At 70.0% G+C, this 21,452-nt stretch carries 15 protein-coding genes; 5 read left to right on the forward strand and 10 right to left on the reverse strand.

The window, feature by feature from the left end:
* Positions 1-91: 91 nt before the first annotated feature.
* The gene (locus JDV09_RS12955) at positions 92-1,507 is read right to left on the reverse strand and encodes an NAD(P)H-quinone dehydrogenase (protein WP_221369541.1); all 1,416 of its coding nucleotides are present in this window, start codon (positions 1,505-1,507) and stop codon (positions 92-94) included.
* Between the two features lie 99 nt (positions 1,508-1,606).
* On the opposite strand from JDV09_RS12955, the gene JDV09_RS12960 reads away from it, so the two are divergent.
* Positions 1,607-2,080, forward strand: a complete 474-nt coding sequence (locus JDV09_RS12960) for a gamma-glutamylcyclotransferase family protein (protein ID WP_221369542.1) — start codon at positions 1,607-1,609, stop codon at positions 2,078-2,080.
* Between the two features lie 4 nt (positions 2,081-2,084).
* Here JDV09_RS12960 and JDV09_RS12965 read toward each other — a convergent pair whose 3' ends face one another.
* From JDV09_RS12965 to JDV09_RS12980, 4 genes are all read right to left on the reverse strand, one after another.
* The gene (locus tag JDV09_RS12965; protein WP_221369543.1) at positions 2,085-3,437 is read right to left on the reverse strand and encodes a UDP-glucose dehydrogenase family protein; all 1,353 of its coding nucleotides are present in this window, start codon (positions 3,435-3,437) and stop codon (positions 2,085-2,087) included.
* Positions 3,438-3,582: 145 nt separating this feature from the next.
* A complete protein-coding gene (locus JDV09_RS12970; protein WP_221369544.1) occupies positions 3,583-4,470 on the reverse strand; it encodes a type IV toxin-antitoxin system AbiEi family antitoxin in 888 nt (295 codons plus the stop codon).
* Positions 4,471-4,664: 194 nt separating this feature from the next.
* Positions 4,665-5,831, reverse strand: a complete 1,167-nt coding sequence (locus JDV09_RS12975) for a M20 family metallopeptidase (protein ID WP_221369545.1) — start codon at positions 5,829-5,831, stop codon at positions 4,665-4,667.
* A complete protein-coding gene (locus JDV09_RS12980) occupies positions 5,828-7,012 on the reverse strand; it encodes a M20 family metallopeptidase (protein ID WP_221369546.1) in 1,185 nt (394 codons plus the stop codon). Before JDV09_RS12980 ends, JDV09_RS12975 begins: the two co-directional genes overlap by 4 nt.
* Before the next feature lie 84 nt (positions 7,013-7,096).
* Between JDV09_RS12980 and JDV09_RS12985 the strand changes: the two genes are divergently transcribed.
* Positions 7,097-7,894: a purine-nucleoside phosphorylase gene (locus JDV09_RS12985; protein WP_221369547.1), complete on the forward strand. Its 798-nt coding sequence runs from the start codon at positions 7,097-7,099 to the stop codon at positions 7,892-7,894.
* Here JDV09_RS12985 and JDV09_RS12990 read toward each other — a convergent pair.
* Positions 7,840-8,961, reverse strand: coding sequence for an AbrB family protein (locus tag JDV09_RS12990; protein ID WP_221369548.1), 1,122 nt, complete (start codon positions 8,959-8,961; stop codon positions 7,840-7,842). The genes JDV09_RS12985 and JDV09_RS12990 overlap by 55 nt on opposite strands.
* A 180-nt stretch (positions 8,962-9,141) precedes the next feature.
* Here JDV09_RS12990 and JDV09_RS12995 point away from each other — a divergent pair, with 180 nt between their 5' ends.
* Positions 9,142-10,749, forward strand: coding sequence for a phospho-sugar mutase (locus JDV09_RS12995; protein ID WP_372452910.1), 1,608 nt, complete (start codon positions 9,142-9,144; stop codon positions 10,747-10,749).
* A gap of 89 nt (positions 10,750-10,838) precedes the next feature.
* Here JDV09_RS12995 and JDV09_RS13000 read toward each other — a convergent pair whose 3' ends face one another.
* Together JDV09_RS13000 and upp are read right to left on the reverse strand one after the other, a co-directional pair.
* Positions 10,839-12,350 (reverse strand): MFS transporter, encoded by a 1,512-nt coding sequence (locus JDV09_RS13000; RefSeq protein ID WP_221369549.1) that lies wholly within the window; start codon positions 12,348-12,350, stop codon positions 10,839-10,841.
* 90 nt (positions 12,351-12,440) lie between these two features.
* A complete protein-coding gene (gene upp, locus JDV09_RS13005; RefSeq protein WP_221369550.1) occupies positions 12,441-13,064 on the reverse strand; it encodes a uracil phosphoribosyltransferase in 624 nt (207 codons plus the stop codon).
* 51 nt (positions 13,065-13,115) lie between these two features.
* On the opposite strand from upp, the gene JDV09_RS13010 reads away from it, so the two are divergent.
* The gene (locus JDV09_RS13010; RefSeq protein ID WP_221369551.1) at positions 13,116-13,424 is read left to right on the forward strand and encodes a type VII secretion target; all 309 of its coding nucleotides are present in this window, start codon (positions 13,116-13,118) and stop codon (positions 13,422-13,424) included.
* Positions 13,424-14,596 carry a C40 family peptidase gene (locus JDV09_RS13015; protein ID WP_221369552.1) on the forward strand — a complete coding sequence of 391 codons (1,173 nt, stop codon included), beginning with the start codon at positions 13,424-13,426 and terminating at the stop codon, positions 14,594-14,596. The genes JDV09_RS13010 and JDV09_RS13015 overlap by 1 nt, the downstream gene beginning before the upstream one ends.
* 95 nt (positions 14,597-14,691) lie before the next feature.
* Here the strand turns inward: JDV09_RS13015 and JDV09_RS13020 are convergent, their stop codons facing one another.
* Both JDV09_RS13020 and JDV09_RS13025 read right to left on the reverse strand, forming a co-directional pair.
* Entirely contained in the window at positions 14,692-17,895 is a 3,204-nt protein-coding gene (locus JDV09_RS13020; RefSeq protein ID WP_221369553.1) for an AAA family ATPase, read from the reverse strand.
* A 308-nt stretch (positions 17,896-18,203) separates the two neighbouring features.
* Positions 18,204-21,407 carry an AAA family ATPase gene (locus JDV09_RS13025; RefSeq protein ID WP_308124114.1) on the reverse strand — a complete coding sequence of 1,068 codons (3,204 nt, stop codon included), beginning with the start codon at positions 21,405-21,407 and terminating at the stop codon, positions 18,204-18,206.
* Between the last annotated feature and the right edge of the window lie 45 nt (positions 21,408-21,452).

Raw genomic sequence — 21,452 nt, forward strand, 5'->3', positions numbered from 1 at the left:
CTCGCGTGCGCACGTCCTACTCGCTCCCCGCGTGCGCACGTCCCGCCTGCTCCTCGCGTACGCGCGTCCCGCGTACTCCCCGCGTGCGCAGTCAGTCGAGATCGTCGCGTGCCATCAGCCGCCGCGACGCCTCGACGATCGAGCCCGACAGCGACGGATACACCGACAACGTCTGGGCCAGCTCCGACACCGAGATACGGGTCTGCACGGCCAGCGCGATCGGCAGGATGAGCTCCGAGGCGATCGGCGCGACCACCACGCCGCCGATCACCACCCCGGTGGCCGGGCGGCAGAAGATCTTCACGAAACCGTGCCGCAGCAGGCTCATCTTGGCGCGGGCGTTGGTGTTCAGCGGCAGCGTCAGGGTGCGGGCGGGCACCTCGCCGCTGTCGATCGCCGTCTGCGGGATCCCGACCGCGGCGATCTCCGGGCGGGTGAACGTCGCCGAGGCCACCGTGCGCAGCCGGATTGGGGCGACCCCCTCGCCGAGCGCGTGGTACATCGCGATCCGGCCCTGCATCGCGGCCACCGAGGCCAGCGGCAGCAGGCCGGTGCAGTCCCCGGCGGCGTAGATCCCCGGCGCCGGGGTCCGCGACACCCGGTCCACCGGGATGTAGCCGCCGGGTTTGAGCTCGATGCCGACCCGCTCCAGCCCCAGGTCGGCGGTGTTGGGAACCGATCCGACCGTCATCAGCGCGTGGCTGCCCTCGACGACGCGGCCGTCGGCCATGGCCACCCGCACACCGGTGTCGGAACGGGTGACCGACTCGGCGCGGGCGTTCTTCACCAGCGTGACACCGCGCTCGGCGAACACCTGCTCGAGCACCGCGGCCGCGTCGGAGTCCTCGTGCGGCAGGATCTGGTCGCGGCTGGCGACCACGGTGACCGTCACCCCCAGCTCGGTGTAGGCGTTGCAGAACTCCGCACCGGTCACGCCCGAGCCGACGATGATCAGGTGCTCGGGCAGCTCGGGCATGTCGTAGACCTGGCGCCAGGTCAGGATCCGCTCGCCGTCGGGCACCGCGTTGGGCAGCACCCGAGGGCTGGCGCCGGTGGCGATCAGCACGATGTCGGCCTTGAGCACCCCGACCTTGCCGTCCGGGGTGGTGACCCGCACCCGGTGATGGGCCATCCCCGAGGTGTCGTCGACCAACTCACCGCGGCCGCCGAGGATCGTCACACCCGCGTTGAGCAGCTGGCTGCCGATGTCGGCGGACTGCGACCGGGCCAGCGTCTTGACCCGGTTGTTGATCTCCGCCAGCGAGATCGGCGCGGCGTCGATGCCGATGTCGAAGCCCAGCCCGCCGGCGCGGCGCAGCTCGGTGCGCACCCCGGTGGAGGCGATCAGGGTCTTCGACGGCACGCAGTCGTAGAGCACGCAGGCCCCACCCAGCCCGTCCGGGTCGACGACCGTCACCTGCACGACGTCGCGTCCGTGGGCGGCCGCCACCAGCGCCGCCTCGTAGCCCGCCGGCCCTCCGCCGATGATCACGATGCGAGTTGCCACGGTGTCAAACCTATTGCACCGGCGCGGCTGCGGCGTTCGGATGCCGCGGAGAGGCGGACATGTCAGCCATCACCACACGATGCCGTCTAAGCTTCTCGCGTGCCGATCTACGCCGCCTACGGGTCGAACATGCATCCCGACCAGATGCTGGAGCGGGCCCCGCACTCCCCGATGGCGGGAACCGGCTGGTTGCACGGCTGGCGGTTGACGTTCGGCGGCGAGGACATCGGCTGGGAGGGCGCGCTGGCCACCGTCGTCGAGGATCCCGACTCGCGGGTGTTCGTGGTGCTCTACGACATGACCAAGGACGACGAGCTCAACCTGGACCGCTGGGAGGGCTCCGAGCTGGGCATCCACAAGAAGATCCGGTGCCGGGTGGATCGCACCTCGTCGGACACCGACACCGACCCCGTACTCGCCTGGCTGTATGTGCTCGATGCCTGGGAGGGCGGGGTCCCGTCGGCCCGCTACCTCGGGGTGATGGCCGATGCGGCGGAGATCGCGGGCGCCCCAGCCAGTTACGTGCACGATCTGCGGACCCGCCCGGCCAGCAACATCGGCCCCGGCGCGTAGGTCCTCAGCGCGACGCGGCGCGCCCGAAGCCGCGATACTTCCATCCGGCATCGGTCCACGTCGCGGGGTCGAGGCAGTTGCGGCCGTCGATGATCTGACGTTGCCGCACGACGCCGGCCAGACTGTCGGGGTCGAGATTGCGGAACTCGTCCCACTCGGTCAGCACGAGCACGACGTCGGCGTTCTCGCACGCGTCGAGGACCGATGCGGAGTAGCCCAGGGTCGGGAACAACATCCGCGAGTTCTCCATCGCCTTGGGGTCGTAGACGCTGACGGCTGCGCCCCGCAGTTGGAGCTGGCCTGCAACATTCAACGCCGGTGAATCGCGCACGTCGTCCGAATTGGGCTTGAACGCCGCTCCGAGGACGGCCACACGGGACCCGAGCAGCGTTCCGCAGCTCTGTTTGGCCATCTCGACCATCTGTGTCCGCCGGCGCATGTTGATGTTGTCGACCTCGCGCAGGAACGTCAGGGCCTGGGCCGCGCCCAATTCACCGGCACGGGCCATGAAGGCCCGGATGTCCTTGGGCAGGCAGCCGCCCCCGAAACCCAGACCGGCGTTGAGGAACGCGCGACCGATACGTGTGTCGTATCCCATCGCGTCGGCCAACGTCACCACGTCGGCGCCCGCGGCGTCACACACTTCGGCGATGGCATTGATGAAGGAGATCTTCGTGGCCAGAAAGGCGTTGGCCGAGATCTTGGTCAACTCGGCGGTGGCCAGGTCGGTGACCAGGAACGGCACACCTCGCTCGAGAAGATCTCCGTAGACCTCCCGGGCGGCGGCCTCCACCCGCGGGTCGGCGCCATCGGCCACCCCGAGCACCAGCCGATCCGGTTCCAGTGTGTCCTTGATCGCGTGCCCCTCACGCAGGAACTCAGGGTTCCAACCCAGCTCGAGCTGATCTCCCGCGGGTGAGAGCGATTGCGCGCGGCTGCGCAGATCCGCGGCGGTACCCACCGGCACCGTGGACTTCCCCAGAATCACCGACGGACGGGTGATCACGGGAGCCAGCGACGCGATCACCGAATCGAGGGCCGATGTGTCCGCGGCGAACTCCCCGCGCCGCTGCGGCGTGCCGACCGCGATGAAATGCACGTCGGCGAATTCGGCGGCCTCCGCAAACGACGAGCTGAACTGCAGCTTGCCCGCACCGATCATCTCCCGGGTCAGCTCCTCGAGACCCGGCTCGTAGAAGGGCATCTCCCCCGAGCGCAGCTTGCTCACCTTGGCCTCGTCGACGTCGACCCCGAGAACGTCGTGCCCCAGCCTCGCCATGCACGCGGCATGGGTCGCGCCCAGATATCCGGTACCGACAACCGAGATCTTCACCCGCCCGAATTCCTTCCACCCCATCGGTCGCTCCGCAAACCTGCGCGACCGGACCACCGCACCCTACAACGCAGCCCTGCGCCGCACCCGCCGAGGCTCAGGGCTTCTTCGGCGCGAGCGCGCGCGTCTGTACGACGACGCGCCGCCCGCGCCGGCATTTCGCGCGCGTTCACGCTGCCCGAGCGTGACGAAGTTGCCCGTCGATGCGGGCCACCAGCTCCCGGCTGCGCTGCCGGACGTCCTCGAACACAATCGGCACCACCGCCCAGCCGACATCCATCAGCGCGTTCTGCCGCCGACGGTCGGCCAGCAACGCGTCGGCACCCGAATGCCAGGCCACCCCGTCGTACTCGGCGGCGACCCGGAACTCCGGCCAGGCGAAGTCCAGTCGCCGCAGGTCACCGTTGCCGTCGACGATCTCGTACTGCAACTGCGGGACCGCCAGCCCACCGTCGAGCATGACCAACCGGGCCTCGCTCTCCATCGGCGACTCGGCGCGGGCGTCGGCCAACGCCAACAGGTCACGTACCGCGACGATCCCGCGGCGGCCCTGCTGCTCGACCGCTGCGCGCCACAGGTCGGGCAGACCGCAGGTGCCACTGCGCAGCGCCGCGTCGAGAGTGGCCAGCGCTCGGGGCCGGCGCAGGCTCCGGGCCCCCTCAACGGCGGTCCAGGCCGGCGTGGTGGCCCGCCGGCCGTCGACCATGATCAGCGGTGCGCCATCGCGGCGGTGCACGACCAGCCCGTCGACGCTGCGCAGGGCGTGGCGGACCGGGTTGAGCACGTGCAGATCCGGCGGCTGCTCGGTGTCGAAGCCGTGCATCGCGGCCGCGGTGCCCAGGCAGACCGCCACCCGGGTGCCGGCCGCCAGGTCCAGGCCGCGCAGCCGCAGTTCGTCGGTGGGTTCACCCAGGCAGTAGATGCCCTGCCACATGCGTTCCAGCACACCGTAGTTCGCGGCCCGCTCCAGTCCACGCCGGGACAGGTGCTGCAGGATCTGACCGCTGGTCGCCACGCCGCCCTGGGTGTCGAGCAGTCGGATGAGTTCGTCGTTCATGACGGCCATGCTGGGGCCGCGGGACGTCAGTTCGACTCGGCGTAGAACAGGTCGGGCGAGATCTGGGGATCAGGTGGCAATTGGGGATAGCTCGGGCGGCGCGAGCGCGCGCAAAATGCCGGCGCGAGCGGCGCGTCGTCGTACAGACGCGCGCGTTCGCCGAACGAGGGAACGCTCGCCGAACGAGGGAAACCCTAGGCGTGGGCGACCAGGTTGACCAGCAGGCGGACCCCGACGCCCAGGGCGCGCTCGTCGAGATCGAACGTCGGCTGGTGCAGGTCGAGTTGACGCCCGTGACCGCTCCACACGCCGAGGCGGGCCATCGCGCCCGGCACCTCTTCGAGGTACCAGGAAAAGTCCTCACCGCCGCCGGACTGCAGCGTCTCGGCGAGCACGTCGGGGCCGATCGCCTCGATCGCGTGGGTCAGGATGCGGGTGGACACCTCTTCGTTGACCACCGGCGGCACCCCACGCCGGTAGTGCAGCACGTACTCGATGCCCAGCGGCGCCAGCAGCGACGAGACTGCTTCCTGCACAATGGCTTCCAGCGTCAGCCAGGCTTCCCGGCTGGCGGTGCGGATGGTGCCGGCCATCGTGCCGGTCTGCGGGATCGCGTTGGCGGCCACCCCGGCGTTGACCGCGCCCCACACCATCACCGTGCTGTGCCGGGGGTCGAGGCGCCGCGACAGCACCCCGGGCACCCCGGTGATCAGCGTGCCCATCCCGTAGACTAGGTCGCCGGTCAGATGCGGACGCGACGTGTGGCCGCCCGGCGAGTGCAGCGTCACCTCGATGTGGTCGGCCGCCGACGTGATCGGGCCCGCCTTCACCGCAACCTTGCCCGCCGCCAGGTGCGGGTCGCAGTGCAGCGCGTAGATCCGCGACACCCCGGTCAGCACGCCGGCGGCGATCGCGTCGATCGCACCGCCGGGCATCAGTTCCTCGGCCGGCTGGAAGATCAGCCGCACACCGACGGGCAGCTCGGGCACCGACGCCAGCGCCGACGCGGCGCCGAGCAGCACCGCGGTGTGCGCGTCGTGACCGCAGGCGTGGGCGACGTTGGGCACCGTCGACGCGTACGGTGCGCCGGTCCGCTCGGCCAGCGGCAACGCGTCCATGTCGGCCCGCAACGCCACCCGGGGACCGTCGTCGGGACCGATATCGCAGGTCAGGCCCGTTCCCCCGGGCAGCACCTTGGGGTTGAGCCCGGCGTCGGCCAGCAGCGAGGCCACAAACTGGGTGGTGGCGAACTCCTGGTGGCCGAGTTCGGGATGCATGTGGATGTGCCGGCGCCAGCCCACCAGGTCGTCGAAATGCGCGGACAGCCAGCGCGCGGCGGCATGCGACAACGCATCGCTCATGACGCCCGCCTCCGCCGCTGCGCCTCGAGCACCCGGTCCCGCTGCGCGGGGGTCTGCGCCAGCTCCACCACGGTGCGGGCCAGCATGATCGACCCCTCGACGACGGCCTTGTCGGCACTGGGACCGGCCGCGGCCGCCGCAAACGCCGGCTGATGCACCGACGCGCCGCCGGCGTCGATCCCGACGATCGGATGGATGCCGGGCATCGCGTGGGTGACGTTGCCCATGTCCGTGCTGCCCAGCGGCAGCGCCGCCTCCACGTCGACCCCGACCGGGGTGCGGCCGACCCGCACCATCTCGGTGCGGAACGTCTCGGCCAGCCAGCCGTCGGGGGTCAACTCCAGATAGGGCGGCTCGGTCTCGGCGACCTCGTAGTCGCAGCCGGTGGCGATCGCGCCGGCCAGGAAGCAGTCCGCCATCCGCCGTTCCAGGCTGCGCAGGCCTTCGGTGTCGTTGGCCCGCATCGTGTAGTGCAACTGCGCCCGTTTCGGGATGATGTTGGTGGCCTGCCCCCCGTCGGTGACGATCCCGTGCACCATCTGCCCCGGCGCCATCTGCTGGCGCAACACCCCGATGGCCACCTGGGTGACGGTCACCGCGTCGGCGGCGTTGACCCCCAGGTACGGGGCCACCGCCGCGTGCGCCTCCCGGCCCAGGTAGGTGACCGCGACCTGGGACAGCGCCAGCGACCGGGCCCGCGCGATGTCCAGCGGGCCGGCGTGCAACATCACGGTGGCGGCGATGTCGTCGAACACGCCGGCGTCGAGCATCAGCACCTTGCCCCCGCCGGCCTCCTCGGCCGGGGTGCCCAGCAGCACGACGGTCAGGTCGAGGTCGTCGGCCACCTCGGCCAGCGCCAGCGCGGTCCCCACCGCGGAGGCGGCGATGATGTTGTGCCCGCACGCGTGGCCGATCTCGGGTAGCGCGTCGTACTCCGCGCACACCCCGATGACCAGCGACCCGCTGCCGTAGACGGCGCGAAACGCGGTGTCCAGACCCGCCGGTGCGGCGGTGACGTCGAAGCCGCGCTCGGCGACCAGTGCCTGGGTCTTCGCGCAGCTGCGATGCTCGTCGAAGGCCAGTTCGGGCTCGGCGTGGATGGAGTGCGACAACGCGATCAGATCGGCGCTCCGGCGCAACACCGCCTCCTCGACTGCGGCGGACGCGGTGGCTAGGGGCATCCTCGCAGTATCTCACCGTCGGCATCGGGGCATCCAAACGACGGCGCTTGGCCGGTTTCGGTACCCCAACTACGCTGCCTTTCTGTGAGCGACGACCCGCAGGTTCGCGCCGCCGAGGCGGCCGCCGAACTCCGTGCGCGCACCGGTGTGGACAGCCACGACGTCGCGGTGGTGCTCGGGTCGGGATGGGCTCCCGCCGCCGCGCAACTCGGCGACCCCACCGCGGCCGTCCCGATGGCCGAACTGCCCGGCTTCACCCCGCCGTCCGCCGACGGCCACGGCGGCCAGATGCTGTCGCTGCACGTCGGGCCGCACCGGGTGCTGGTGCTGCTCGGCCGCATCCACGCCTACGAGGGACACGATCTGGGTCACGTCGTGCACCCGGTGCGCACGGCGTGTGCGGCCGGGGTGCGCACGGTGATCCTCACCAACGCCGCCGGTGGCCTGCGTGCGGACCTCTCGGTCGGCCAGCCCGTGCTGATCAGCGACCACCTGAACCTGACGGCACGATCACCGCTGGTGGGAGCCCAGTTCGTCGACCTGGTCGATGCCTACTCGCCGCGGCTGCACCACCTCGCCCGCGAGATCGACCCCACCCTGGCCGAGGGCGTCTACGCCGGTCTGCCGGGTCCGCACTACGAGACCCCGGCCGAGATCCGGATGCTGCGCACCCTCGGCGCCGACCTGGTCGGCATGTCGACGGTGCACGAGACGATCGCCGCCCGCGCCGCCGGGGTGGAGGTGCTGGGGGTGTCGCTGGTGACCAATCTGGCCGCCGGGATGACCGGAGCGCCGCTCAGCCACGCCGAGGTGCTGGAGGCCGGCCGTCAGTCGGCCACCCGGATGGGTTCCCTGCTGTCCTCGGTGATCGCGCGGCTCTGAGCGCCGAACCGCCGCGTCGCGCGCACCACGGCGCGGGCCAGCAGCGGGGCGGCGAACAGCATCATCAGGATCCGCACCACCTGCGCGGCGATGATGAACGTGACGTTGGACCCGGTCTCGACGGCGGTGGCCAGCACCGCGTAGACGCCGCCCGGACTCGTCGCCAGGTATCCCTCGAGCGGGGTCAGCCCGGCGGCGCGGGCCAGCAACACCCCGAGCCCGGCGGTGACCAGCCCGAGAACGACGATCAGCGCGATCGCGGCGGGCAGCACCCGGCCCACCGCGCGCAACGAGTCCCGGGTGAACGCCAGCCCGGCCTGCCAGCCGATCAGCAGGTAGCCGGCCTGCACCAGCAGCACCGGCACGCTGAGGCCGAACGAGAAACCGCCGAGCTCCAGCGCGACGGTCAGCGCCAGCGGGCCCAGCAGCCCGGCGCCGGGCAGCCTGATCCACCTGCCGACTGTCCCGCCGACGAGCACCAGCACCACGAGCATGCCCAGGCTCAGATACCAGGGGGCGCCGGACTCCTGCTTCAGCGTTTCGGCCGACCGGGTCTTGTCGGCGTGGTAGACCAGCGTGACGACGACCGGCATGGACGCGGTGATCAGCGCGACCCGCAGGTACTGCAGCACCGCGACGACGCGGACGTCGCCGCCGAGTTCACGGGCGATCGCCACCAGCCCCGAAGCCCCACCGGCCACCAGCGACAGCGACCCGGTCAACGGGGTGACGTCGCGGCGCAACCCCAACAGTGCGCCCGCGGCGACGCTGAGCACCAGCGTGGACAGCGCGACGCCCAGCACCAGCGCCCAGTCGTCGCCGAGCGCGCCCAACGCGTCGTCCTGAACCATTGTGCCGATGTAGACGCCGAGCACTCCCTGGGCGGCCAGGCCCAGCGGCCGCGGCACCCGCGCGGGCCCCAGCGACATCAGCGCCAGCACGATGCCCACGACGAGCGCGGCGAACAGCGCCGCCGACGGCACACCCAGCATCGTCAGCGGGGCGGTGACCGCCACCGTCACGACCAGGAGCACCGCCCACCGGGACAGCTGTCGCATCCAAATCATCTCGATTCCCAGTATGTCGCTCGGCTCCTGCCCGGGCCCGCCGGCGCGGGACCAGTCCGGGCCCGCCGACTCGGGAGCGGTCGGTGGGGACGGTCCTGCCCCGGCCCGCCGACTCGGGAGCGATCTGTGGGGACGGTCCTGCCCGGGACCGCCGGCGCGGGAGCGGGCACACTGGTCGGCGTGATCTCGCAGCCCACGCGCGACGTCGTGCAGGAGTGGATCGCCCACGACCCCGATCCGGGCGCCGCCGCCGAACTCGCCGCCTGCAGCGACGACGAACTCGCCGACCGCTTCGCCGGCCCGTTGACGTTCGGCACCGCCGGCCTGCGCGGACCGCTGCGGGCCGGGCCGAACGGGATGAACCTCGCGGTGGTGCTGCGCGCCACCCATGGGGTCGCGCGGGTGCTGTCCGACCGCGCGCTGGCCGGCGGCCACGTCGTCGTCGGCTACGACGCCCGGCACCGCTCCGAGGAATTCGCCCGCACCGCCGCGGAGGTGTTTGCCGCCCAAGGGTTCTCGGTGACGCTGATGTTCGCCCCCGCACCCACGCCGGTGGTGGCGTTCGCGGTGCGCGGCACGGGTGCTGCCGCCGGGGTGCAGATCACCGCGTCGCACAATCCGCCGTCGGACAACGGCTACAAGGTGTACTTCCCCGACGGCCTGCAGATCGTCTCGCCCACCGACGCCGACATCGAAACGGCCATCGCGGCCGCGCCGCCGGCCGACGAGATCCCCCGCACCCCGGTGAGCGTCTCCGGCGTCGCGCAGGTACGTGACTACGTCGAACGCGCCGCCGCCGTGCGCCGCGGCACCGGGTCGGCTCGGGTGGCGTTGACGCCGATGCACGGTGTCGGCGGCGAGTTCGCCCTCGATGCGCTGGCACTGGCCGGATTCAGCGACGTCTATGTGGTGCACGATCAGTTCGAGCCCGATCCGGACTTCCCCACCGTGGCGTTCCCGAACCCCGAGGAACCGGGCGCGGCCGACGAACTGCTGGCGCTGGCCGCCGAGTGCGGCGCCGAGGTGGCGATCGCACTGGACCCCGACGCCGACCGGTGCGCGGTCGGGGTGCCGACGGCCACCGGCTGGCGGATGCTCTCCGGCGACGAAACCGGTTGGCTGCTGGGCGATTACCTGCTGTCGACGTGCGCGGATCCGGCGACCGCGGTGGTGGCCAGCACGGTGGTGTCGTCGCAGATGCTGGCCCGCATCGCGGCGTCCTACGGGGCCCACCACGTCGAGACGCTGACCGGGTTCAAGTGGCTGTCCCGCGCCGACGAGGACGTGCCCGGCGCGACGCTGCTGTATGCCTACGAGGAGGCGATCGGCCACTGCGTGGACCCCGCGGCGGTGCGCGACAAGGACGGCATCAGCGCGGCGGTGCTGGTGGGCGACCTGGTCGTCGCGTTGCGTGGGCGGGGCCTGACGGTCCCCGACGCACTCGACGAGCTGGCCCGCCGCCACGGCGTGCACGACACGGTCGCGGTGACCCGCCGGGTGGCCTCGTCGGCCGCGGCCGCCGCATTGATGGCCCGGTTGCGCTCAGCGCCTCCCGCGGAACTCGCCGGATTCGCGGTGACGGTGACCGACCTCGCGCCGCGCACCGATGCCCTCGTCTTCGCCGGAGGCGACGACGACGTCGCGGTGCGGGTGGTGGTGCGGCCGTCGGGAACCGAGCCGAAACTCAAGTCCTACATCGAGATTCGCTGCGCCGGCGAACTCGCCGCAGCACGCGCACAAGCCCGCCGGGTGCGGGACACGGTGGCCGCGGCGGTGCGGGGGTTCTGACCCGCGTTCCGCGCTCTCACCCTCGTGGCCGAAGCCGCTCGGGCATCGGTCGAAATCCTCGTCGACCGGGTCCAGGATCTCATCTGTGTTCAAAATGGTCGGGGTCGTCGTGGCAGGACGAAGTACGTCACGATCGCCAGGGCCAACGGCACGAGGGTGACCGCCAGCATGGTGAGCCGGACACCGTTGGTGAAGTCCCAGTCCAGCGTCAATCCCGAGGCCTGCTGGACGAGGTTGGGGTCGAATATCGACACGCCCGGGCTGTGGGCCAGCGAGCTTCGCACCGCATCCACGGCATGCTCGGCCTGCTGGGCCGACAGCCCGCGAGCCTCTGCGTCGGCCAGCCATTGCCGATGAAAGAAGACGTTGAACAACGCGATGTAGACCGTCGGTCCCAGCGCGTACCCCGCTGTCCCGAAGGTCGAGCGCATGGCCGCCACCGACCCGGCGGTGTCGGGTGTGGCGTAAGACAGGATGGTGTCGGAGGCCGGGGTGGAGGCAAGGTAGGTGCCGAGGTTGAGCAAGAAGGTGGCCAGTACCAGCACCCACAGCGCCATGCTGGGCGTGGCGCTGATCACCATCACCAGACCGCTGGCGGCCAGCACCCCCAGACCGGTGATCAACACCGGGCGGGCGCTGTATTTGGTGACCAGATGCCCGGCCAGAATGCTCACCCCGGCCAACAGCACGGTGCCCGGCAGATACACCAACCCGATCGTCGTTGCCGACAACCCCAGAATGATCCCGCCGAACTGGCCCAGCACGACACTGAACCCACTGCAAAGAAAGTTGAAGGTCAACACCGAGAGCACCGCCACCACGAACCCGGGCCGAGCGAACAGCGCGAGGTCCAGAGCCGGGTGTCGGGCCCGCCGTTCATGGCGCACGAACACCGCCAGGGCCAGCCCGGCACCCAGCAGCGGAAGCCAGGCCTGCGCAGATGTGAACCCGGTTTGCGCTGCGCCCAGTCCGTAGATCACGCCCAGCAGCGCCAGCCCAAACAGACTGACACCGACGATGTCGAGCCCGCGCGGCGGCTGGCGCGGCGGCTCGCCCACATACCGGGCAATCAGCACCAATGCGACCAGTGCCAGCCCCGGTGTCACCAAAAACAGTCCCCGCCAACCCAGAATCCCCACCACCCACCCGCCGATCAGCGGGCTCACCCCGTACAAGAGGGCATCGGCGGCCATGACAATGCCGATGGCCATCGGCCGGATCGTCGAAGGCACCGACACCGTCAACAGGGCCAACGACAGCCCCGCCAGCGCGGTCAACGCCACCCCGTCGGCCACCCGCAGCACCAGCAGAAACGGGTAGTTCGGGGATAGCCCGGCCAACAACTCGACCCCGATGTGGGCCAGCAGCCCATAGACCAGTAGGCGTTTGAGCCCGTAGATGTCGCCCAGGTTTCCCACCGCCAACACCGCCACGGCCACCACCATCGTCGCCACGCTGGCCAAAAAGCCGAGATGACCCGGCGGAACGTCAAGCCCCCCACTGACCGCCGCAAGATTCAACGTCAGCAGCGCCGGATCCACAAACGGGACCGCGAAGGCAATCGCCAGACCCAGCGCGGCGAAAACCATTCCCGCCGTCATCGGCGGACGATCTACATCCCCGCCGGTAGGGCCATCGGGCATGGCACATTCTGACACCCCAGCCCAAAGCCGGCCTGACCCCAGCTACAGCTAGCGCGGCCCGAACTGCCGGTCGCCGGCATCCCCGAGCCCCGGCACGATGTAGGCGATGTCGTTGAGGCCGGCGTCGATCGTCGCGGTGTACAGCGTCAGATCGGGCGCCACCTTGTCCAGCGCCGCGATGCCCTCCGGTGCGACCACCACACAGACGATGGTGATGTCGACGGCGTCGCGGGCGTAGAGCAGCTCCAGGGTGTACACCATCGAGCCGCCGGTGGCCAGCATCGGGTCGAGCACCATCACCGGCTGGGTGCTCAGGTCGGCGGGCAGCGACTCCAGATACGGCGTGGGCCGATGGGTCTCCTCGTCGCGGGCCACCCCGACGAAGCCCACCTGCGCCTCCGGGATCAGCGCGTGCGCCTGTTCGACCATGCCCAGCCCGGCCCGCAGCACCGGCACCAGCAGCGGGGGCTTGGCCAGCCGCGCGCCGGCGGTGTTCGCCAGCGGGGTGCGCACCTCGATGGTGTCGACCGGCAAGTCCCGGGTGGCCTCGTAGACCAGCATCATCGTGAGGTCGCGCAGCGCGGCGCGGAAGGCCGCGTTGTCGGTGCGCTCGTCGCGCAGCGTGGTCAGCCGCGCCGCGGCCAGCGGGTGGTCGACAACGCGCACGTCCATGGATCCCGACCTTATCGGGAACCGACCGGCGTCTCGCGGCGTCCTATCCGTATGTTCGCCCGCCTCAGCGCCGACGCCGACCTGATCCGCGCCCACGGCCGCACGCTCGGGGACCGTGCGGTGCAACTGCGGGACGCCGCGGCGGCACTGGCCGGTGCGGGCGACGACGCCGCGGCCGCCTTCGGGGCGGTCGGGGCGCGGTTCCTGGCGGCGCTGAGAAGCGCGGCCGGCCGTGAAGCACAGGTGGTCGGGGCGCTGAGCGACACGCTGGAGACGGCTCGGGGCGCAGCGTCGGACTCCGCGCGGGCCTATGAGGCGGCCGACGGGGCCGCCGGTGACCGCATCGCCGGCCGGCGCTGATGCCGGGTCCGGTGACCGCGGCGCTGACCGCGCCGATCCGGCAGGTGCAGTCGCTGGTCGGGCCGGGATGGTCGGCGGCCGGCGACCCCGCTGCCGCCCTGGCGGGGGTGCGTGACCTGCTGGCCGGCCTCGCCGACGCGGGCCGGTCGGCACGCGCCGGGCTCGGATCCGGATGGTCGGGCGCCGGAGCCGACGCCGCCGCCGAGTTCGTCGACCGCACGGCCGCCGCGATCGACGACGCCGCGCAGCGCACCGCCGGGCTGGGCGGGATCGCCGGCGACGCGGCCGGCGCGGTGGCCCGGGCCCACCGGCGGCTGCAGGACGTCGTCGACGACTTCGAGGCCCGTGCGGCCGCATTGGAACCCCGGGTGGACGAGCTGGGCGTCGCCCGTGAACTGCTGACCGAGGCCCGCGACGCGCTGGCGCGCGCGATCCGGGTCGTCGAGGAGCTGCTGGACGAGCTGGACCGCCACGGTGGCGCGCTGGACCGCGACGGTGCCGCTGGGCTGCCTTCGCGGGTCGGCGGTCCTGGAGTTGACGGAGCCGCACCGGGCCCGGGTGGCGGGTCCGGGAGCGGCTCCGGCTTGGGGGGCGGGTCGACGGGCTTGGGAGGCGGGTCCGGCTTGGGCGGCTTGGGCAGCGGCTCCGGCTTGGGCGGCTCCGGCTTGGGCGCTTCACCCGGCTTCGCAGCGGGCAGCGACTGGGGCGGACTCGGCGACCTTGCCGGATTCGCCCGCGCCGACGACGCCTCGGCGGTGGATGCGGCGTCGTTCGGCGACGGGGTGGCGGTGCGACTGCCCGACGGCACCCTGGTGACGGCTCCGAACGCCGTGGCGGCCAGCGCGGTCCGGCATGCGCTGACCCAGCTCGGCGTGCCCTACCGGTGGGGCGGCACCACCCCCGGAGTGGGGCTGGACTGCAGCGGGCTGACCCAGTGGGCGTATCACCAAGCGGGCCTGGACCTTCCGCGGCTGGCGCAGGAACAGGACGTCGGCGCAGCCGTCGCACCCGGCGCGGTGCTGCCCGGCGACCTCGCGGTGTGGGACGGGCACGTGGCGATGATCGTCGGCGACGGCCTCATGGTGGAGGCCGGTGACCCGGTGAAGCTGTCGCCCATTCGGACCACCAACGCGGGTGAAGGTTTTCAGGGCTTCTGGCGCCCAACGGCGTGAGAGGGCCCTTTCGCCGTCGCCGTCTCCGCCGAAATGGCATTCCAGCAGAAAAAGTGTGAGAAGCGACCTGCCGGAATGCCATTTCGGCGACGGGGTCAGCGCATCTCCTCGGCCCACTGAATATGGCCCTCGAAACCGTGCGATGTGGCGATGGCGCGATAACGGTCTCGATGGTCGCGGTAGCTGACGTCGTCGCCGTGCGCCTGCGCCACTAGCGCCCGCAGGCGCGTCAGCCAGATCTCGCGAATGGCCAGACCCTCGTCGGCAGGCGCGGCGGCCAAACGGTCGATCGCGGCGTTGGCTTCCGCCCGGTCACCATCGGTCCCGCAGTCCAGCAGCGTCTCCACCAGAACACCAGTCGCGGGAACGCCCCAACCCAGCGGTTGTCCCTCACGGAAGAGATGGTCGACAGAGGCACGCATGAGCTGCAGGGCCTCATCGCGATCTCCACGCCGGGCGTTTTCCCGCGCCACGTACACGTTGACGAGTGGTCGGTCCCCGAGGTTATGTCGCTGGTGTTCGAACACGTCGGAGACCTCTGCCAAGAGCTTCTGTCCCCGGTCACGATCCGCAGCCGATGAACGGTGCACCAGCGCGACGCCCAGCGCCATGTGGGCGAAAGCCAGCGCCATGTCGTTGCCAGATCGCTCAGGGATCCGAAGCGCATCCTCAATCTCGCGCACCGCGCGATCGTCGGCAACCAGCGCGCCACTCGAGATTCCCGGGAAGTAAACCAGGACGCCAACCGCAGCGTATGTGAGTGGGTCAGTGCCCTGGGCCATGGCCAGGCCATGGCGCAGATCCTCGCGCCATTCTGAACGACCTAGGTAGCAGCGGGCCATAGCCCGCGACGTGAAGGCGAGCGCAAGGGGGGACCCGAAAATGAAATTGCCCTTCACTGGGTCACCGCCGGCCAGGTCGATGACCCGTTGTGACCACCGCAGCACGACAGGCCACTCACCGCACTCGAACTTGGCGTAGATGGCCGGGTAGGACAGCCCCACCATCAAGGTCGGATCGTCGAGCGACTCGATGAGAGACATGGCTTCCGATGCCAGGCTCGACGCCTTGCGCACCCGGCCTTGATATGCGTGATCCATCACCATCCCGGTCATGGCGATGGCTAGCGACGCCTTGTCCCCTGCCGCAGTGCACAACTGCCGCAATTCGTCAAAGTGGGGGTCAGCAAGATTCACACGAACTCGATAGGCCGTCCCGCACAACATGGTGCGCGGGGCGATGCGCATCGTTTCTTGGTTCGGGTCATCTTTGGGCAATCTGTCGGCGATCGTTCGAGCGCGCTCCCAGCTGCGCCGCGCTGCCATGATGTCGCGGCTGGTCGCCCACGCTGCCGCGCGCATGTGCCAGCTATAGGCGGCGTGCAGATCTCCGGCGGCCTCGAGATGTTCGGCGATTAGCGCTGCGTTCTCCTCGGCGGAGGTTGGGTCACTCGATTCGACTGCAACCGCGACGCGCCGGTGCAACTCGGCGCGATCCGACTTGAGCTGTGACTCATAGGCCACCGAACGAATCATCGGGTGGAGGAACACGTATTCGGCTTGCGCGGAAACACCGACCTGATCGATGAGCTGGGCCGCCAGCAATTCACCGACTACGGGTTCGACGCCGACTGCCGTCAGGACGTGCAGACCGAACCGCGAGCCGACCACTGCCGCCGCGCTCAGCGTACGTTTGGCTTCCGGGTCGAGCCGATCGATCCGCGCTGCGATCGTCGCCTGGAGCGTGGCAGGCACACTGACCTCGCCAATCTCGGCCGTCGACAGATATGCACCCGGTTCGCCGCGCAGCACGCCGCGCTCGGCCATTTCGCACACCATCTCCTCGACAAAGAATGGATTCCCGGCGGCTCTCCCGGCGATCTTCTGGCCCAGCGCACCAACCGAGCGGTCAGGGCCGAGCAACCCCGCGACCAATACCGCGGTTTCTGAATCACTCAGGGGCGCAAGGGCAACGGTGTGAGCACCGGCCACTCGGGTCAACGCGCCGTGATACTCGGGTCGGTAGGTGACCAGCACCAGCGAGGGCGTCTGCGGGATCACGGTGAGGAATTCGGCCAACATTGACTCGCTGACCTCGTCCATCCAGTGGGCGTCCTCGATGACATAGAGCGCCGGGGTATCGCGGGCCAACAAGGCGGCGTTCACCAGCGCGGTCAGCCGCCGCCGACGCGCATCCGGGTCGATCTTCGGCAGCTCGATATCGGTATCGGCAACACCGAGCAGATCATCGAACAGCACCAAGTCCTCGGGCTCCGCTTCGGGAGCCTGTGCCCGTAGCCGCGCTCGGGCGGCAGCCGGGTCAAGCCCCTCAGCGCCGGTAGCAGCGCGCAACAACCGTGCGACGGCGTGGAAGGGGACTTGGTTGGTGTGTGACTCGCAGAAGGAGGTGAACACCTCCACGCCACGCCGACCCGCCACCGCCGCCACCTCGCGCACCAGACGGCTCTTGCCGATGCCGGGTGAGCCGACGACGCCGACCACCGCGCCGTGGCCATCGATTGCACGGTCCAACAAGCCGTCAACGGCGGACATCTCCCACCGCCTACCGACCAGATTCGACTCCGGACGACCGACAGCGCGATGCCGTTCGCCGACGCCCAACAGGCGATGGGCGGCCACCGGCCCGTCAGCACCCTTGACGCGAACCAACTCAGCCTCGCCCAAGACCGCTGCGCCGTCGGCCAGTCGCGCGGTGGACGCGCTGAGCATCACTCCACCCGGCGGCGCGATCGACTCCATCCGTTGTGCCATGCCGACCTGCTCCCCCACGGCGGTGTAGCCGAAGGGACCAGAACCGATGTCACCGGCGATCACCTCACCGGAGTTCAAGCCCACCCGAAGCGACAGCTCGACACCGTCGCGGTCCCTGACGTCGACCGCAAGCCGTTTTGCCTCCTCCTGGATGCCCAACGCCGACAAACACGCCCGAACGGCATGGTCCTCCAATGCAAGCGGCGCGCCGAACACCGCCATGACGCCATCTCCGGTGAACTTGTCCACCATGCCCCCATAGCGTTGGACCACCGCTGCGCAGCGGTCGGCCAGGCTGGCCATGATCTCGCGAAGCCGTTCCGGACCGACCGCTGCGGCAATGTCCATCGAGTGGACCACATCGGCGAACAGCACGGTCACCTGCTTGTACTCCGCCGAAGCGGGAGACAGCCGGACTCGTGCACCGCATTCGCTACAGAACCTGGCTGCCGCGCTCAACGCTGTGCCACACGAACGACAGGATGTACCCCCGGCCGTCGGTGCACCGCTGCCGTCAGCGTTGTCCACGTCATTATCGTGTCACTGCTGGTCAGAGCTGGCTGCCATATCGCGCTCGAATCGCTGACGGCCTGTTTCGCCCGACTGCGCACCGACAGCGACTCCGGTGGGGATCGGCACCTCTATTGACACCCGGATGAAGCCGGCGACCGGTGCAGCTCTCGCCCATTCGGACGTCGAACGCCGGGCAGGGATTTCAGGGCTTCTGGCGCCCGACGGGGTGACCGGGCCTTTTCGCCGTCTCCGCCTTCGCCGAAATGGCATTCCGGCAGGAAAAGTGCGAGTAGGGACCTGCCGGAATGCCATTTCGGCGGGGGTCACGGCAGGTCAGCGGCCCACTTCATGTGGCCCTCGAATCCGAGCTCGGATGCCCTGACGCGGTAGCGGTCCCGGTTCTCGAGGTAGTTCTCTTCGTCGCCGCGGGCCCGGGCCAGAAGCGCCCGCATCCGGAGCAGCCACACGGCACCAGCCCCACCTGCGACCTCGTCGGGCAGCTTCGCCAACCGTTCGATCGCAGCGTCGGCTTCCGCTGTGTCGCCCTGGCCGCCGCGTCCCAACAGGGCCTCGACCAGCACCGCGGTCGCCCTGACCACGTGAACCACCTGCCCTTCGAAGAACAGGCTTTCCAAGGCTTTCCGCATTGCAGGTATCGCATCGGAGTAGTTCCCGTTTCTGGCCCTTTCTCTTTCGATACACATCTCGAGCACGGGGAGGTGGGTGACCATGTATCTCCGCTCGCGAGACATCTCACGGACCTCCGCCACCATTTCCAGGCCACGCAGCCGGTCGCCCCGGGCGTCTCGTTCCAGCAGCATGACACCGAGCGTGGACTTCAAGTTTCCGACCAGCGTGTCCTCGCCGGTCGCCAGGGCGAACCGCAGTGCGTCCTCGATCTCGCCGACGGCGTCGTCATCGGGGCGAAGGACGCCATGCGGTACGGCGTCGAAGTACTTCCACGAGAGGACTGCGGGGCGTGTGATCGGCCCGGTCCGAGCGGCCACCACGGCGGCGTCGTCCAGGTCCCGGCGCCACCCGTCGAGACCCAGCCACCACCGGGCCATTCCGCGGAATACCAATGCCAGGGCCCTCATCGGCGACTCGGATTCCGCAGTGCGCGAATGCGGATCACCGTCCTGCGGCTCGACGACCTTTTGCGCCCAGCGCAAGACGTCCTGTGCATGGCCAGTCTCGAACCTGATCGACGCCGCCGCCGATGCCGCGCCGATGCTCAGTGCCGGATCTGCGACGGACTCCAACAGGCTCATCGCTTCGGCCGCGAGTCTGGACGCCTCGAGTTGGTGCCCGCCGAACCCCTGCTGTAGGGCCAACGCGGTCACTCCGATCGCGAGCGCCGCATTATCACTGCTGCCTCTGCACAATTCGCGCAGCTCCGCTACGAGCGCGGGCACCATCGGCTCCTTGCGCCGCCACGCGGTGCCACACAACTTGGCCCTGGTGGCGATGCGCATCGCGGTGCGCTGTGGATCGTCGTCGGGCAGGGCATCCGCAATCTGGCGGGCGCGATCCCAGCTGGCCCGCGCCGCCGAGATATCGCGCGTCGTCGACCACCGCCCCGCCCTCATGTGCCAGCGGTAGGCGTCGCGCAATTCACCTGCGGCCTCGAGGTGTTCGGCGATCAACGCCGCATTCTCGTCTTCGGCACCGGGCTGGTCGGCGGCGATGATCGCGGCGAGGCGCCGGTGCCATTCGGATCGGTCTGCCTTCAGCTGGGATTCGTACGCGACGGCACGAACCAGTGGGTGGTGGAACGCGAACTCCGCGCTCGGCATGAACTTCACCTGGTCGACCAGCTCCGCCCGGATCAGTTCGCCCAGATTCGGGTCGATGCCGAGGCTCGTCAAAAGCTCTGGCCCGAAGCGTAATCCGATCACGGATGCGGCGCTGAGCGTTCGCTTCGCCGACGGCCCGAGCCGATCGATGCGTGCACCGATGGTGGCTTGAACGGTACCGGGCACGATCACCTCGGCACTGCCGGGACAGGTGTAGTTGCCGCGCTCACCCGTCAACACCCCGCGCTGGGCCAACTCGCGCACCATCTCCTCGGCGAAGAACGGGTTGCCGGCCACCCGGGAGGTGATGGCCGCGGCGATCGCGTCGTTGGAGGGATCCGGCCCGAGCAACTCGGCGATCAACGACGAGCTTTCCGACTCAGCCAGCGCGGCAAGCGCAATCGTGTGCGTCCCATGCAAACGGCTGAGCACTCCCTCGTACTCGGGACGATAGGTGATGACCGACATCGCGGGCGTCTGGCTGATGGTCGCGAGCACATCGGCGATGATCGATTCGCTCGCCTCGTCGATCCAATGTACGTCTTCGATCACGTACAGGACCGGCTCGGTGCGGGTCAGATTCGCCGTGTTGAGCAATGCTGCGAGCCGGCGCCGACGCGCGTCGGGATCGATCCGCGGCAGCCTGACGTTCGGATCGGCCACTGCGAGCAGATCGTCGAGGAGCAGCAGATCATCGGGGTCGGCATCGGGAAGCTGTCGTCGCAGCCGGGAGCGCGCGGCCGCGTCATCGAGGCCGGTCACCCGGGCGGCGGCGCGGAACAGTCGCGCCGCCGCGTGGAACGGGATCTGGCTGGTGTGGGATTCACAATGCGTCGAGACGACCTCGACGCCTGAGCTTTTCGCGACCTCGACGGCCTCTCTCACCAGTCGGCTCTTGCCGATTCCGGACGGTCCCACCACGGCGACCACCGAGCCGCGTCCGTTCGCGGCACGCTGCACGAGTCCGGACAAGAGTTGCAGTTCGAGCTCGCGCCCGACCAGGGTCGAACGAACAGGGGCAGGCTTCTCGTACTCGGGCGCAAAGCCCAGCAACCGATATGCGGGGACCGGCGCGGCCGCTCCCTTGATGTTCACCAGCTCGGCCTCGGCCAGCAGACAGACACCGCCGAGGAGCCGAGCCGTCGATGCACTGAGCATCACCCCACCCGGCGGTGCGACGGACTCCATCCGCTGTGCCATGCCGACCTGATCGCCGATCGCGGTGTAGCCGATCGATACCGAACCGATCTCACCGGCGATCACCTGGCCGGAATTCAGGCCGACGCGCAGCCGCAACTCGACGCCGTCTCGCCGAAGAACCGCGGCTGCCAGTTCCTGCGTCGCGTGCTGAATATCCAGCGCGGCCACGCAGGCACGGACTGCGTGATCCTCGAGTGCCAGCGGGGCGCCGAACACCGCCATGATGCCGTCGCCGGTGAACTTGTCCAGCGTGCCGCCGAGGCGCTGCACGACCGTCTTCGCGAGGTCCACCAACTCGGTCATGATCTCGCGCATCCGCTCCGCGCCCACCCTGGCGGCGATGTCCATCGATCCGACGACGTCGGCGAACAACACCGTCACCTGCTTGTACTCGGCGGGGCGGGCCGGGTGGGCCGCCGGCGCACCACACTCGCTGCAGAACTTCGCGCTCGCCGCCACCGCTGTGCCGCAGGAAGCGCAGGACCGATCCGCGGCGGTCAACGCGCCGCTCCCGTCCCCCGGGCCGGTCACACAGCCATCGTGACACCCACCGGTGAGACGTGTCTGCGATATCGG

The organism is Mycolicibacterium xanthum (assembly GCF_019710635.1).
GTDB lineage: Bacteria > Actinomycetota > Actinomycetes > Mycobacteriales > Mycobacteriaceae > Mycobacterium > Mycobacterium xanthum.

What these genes read in the sequence shown, in the direction of transcription:
- JDV09_RS12965 (WP_221369543.1), bottom strand. Translation starts at nt 3,437, where the DNA reads ATGGGGTGGAAGGAATTCGGGCGGGTGAAGATCTCGGTTGTCGGTACC.
- JDV09_RS12970 (WP_221369544.1), bottom strand. Translation starts at nt 4,470, where the DNA reads ATGAACGACGAACTCATCCGACTGCTCGACACCCAGGGCGGCGTGGCG.
- JDV09_RS12975 (WP_221369545.1), bottom strand. Translation starts at nt 5,831, where the DNA reads ATGAGCGATGCGTTGTCGCATGCCGCCGCGCGCTGGCTGTCCGCGCAT.
- JDV09_RS12980 (WP_221369546.1), bottom strand. Translation starts at nt 7,012, where the DNA reads ATGCCCCTAGCCACCGCGTCCGCCGCAGTCGAGGAGGCGGTGTTGCGC.
- JDV09_RS12990 (WP_221369548.1), bottom strand. Translation starts at nt 8,961, where the DNA reads ATGATTTGGATGCGACAGCTGTCCCGGTGGGCGGTGCTCCTGGTCGTG.
- JDV09_RS13000 (WP_221369549.1), bottom strand. Translation starts at nt 12,350, where the DNA reads ATGACGGCGGGAATGGTTTTCGCCGCGCTGGGTCTGGCGATTGCCTTC.
- upp (WP_221369550.1), bottom strand. Translation starts at nt 13,064, where the DNA reads ATGGACGTGCGCGTTGTCGACCACCCGCTGGCCGCGGCGCGGCTGACC.
- JDV09_RS13010 (WP_221369551.1), top strand. Translation starts at nt 13,116, where the DNA reads ATGTTCGCCCGCCTCAGCGCCGACGCCGACCTGATCCGCGCCCACGGC.
- JDV09_RS13015 (WP_221369552.1), top strand. Translation starts at nt 13,424, where the DNA reads ATGCCGGGTCCGGTGACCGCGGCGCTGACCGCGCCGATCCGGCAGGTG.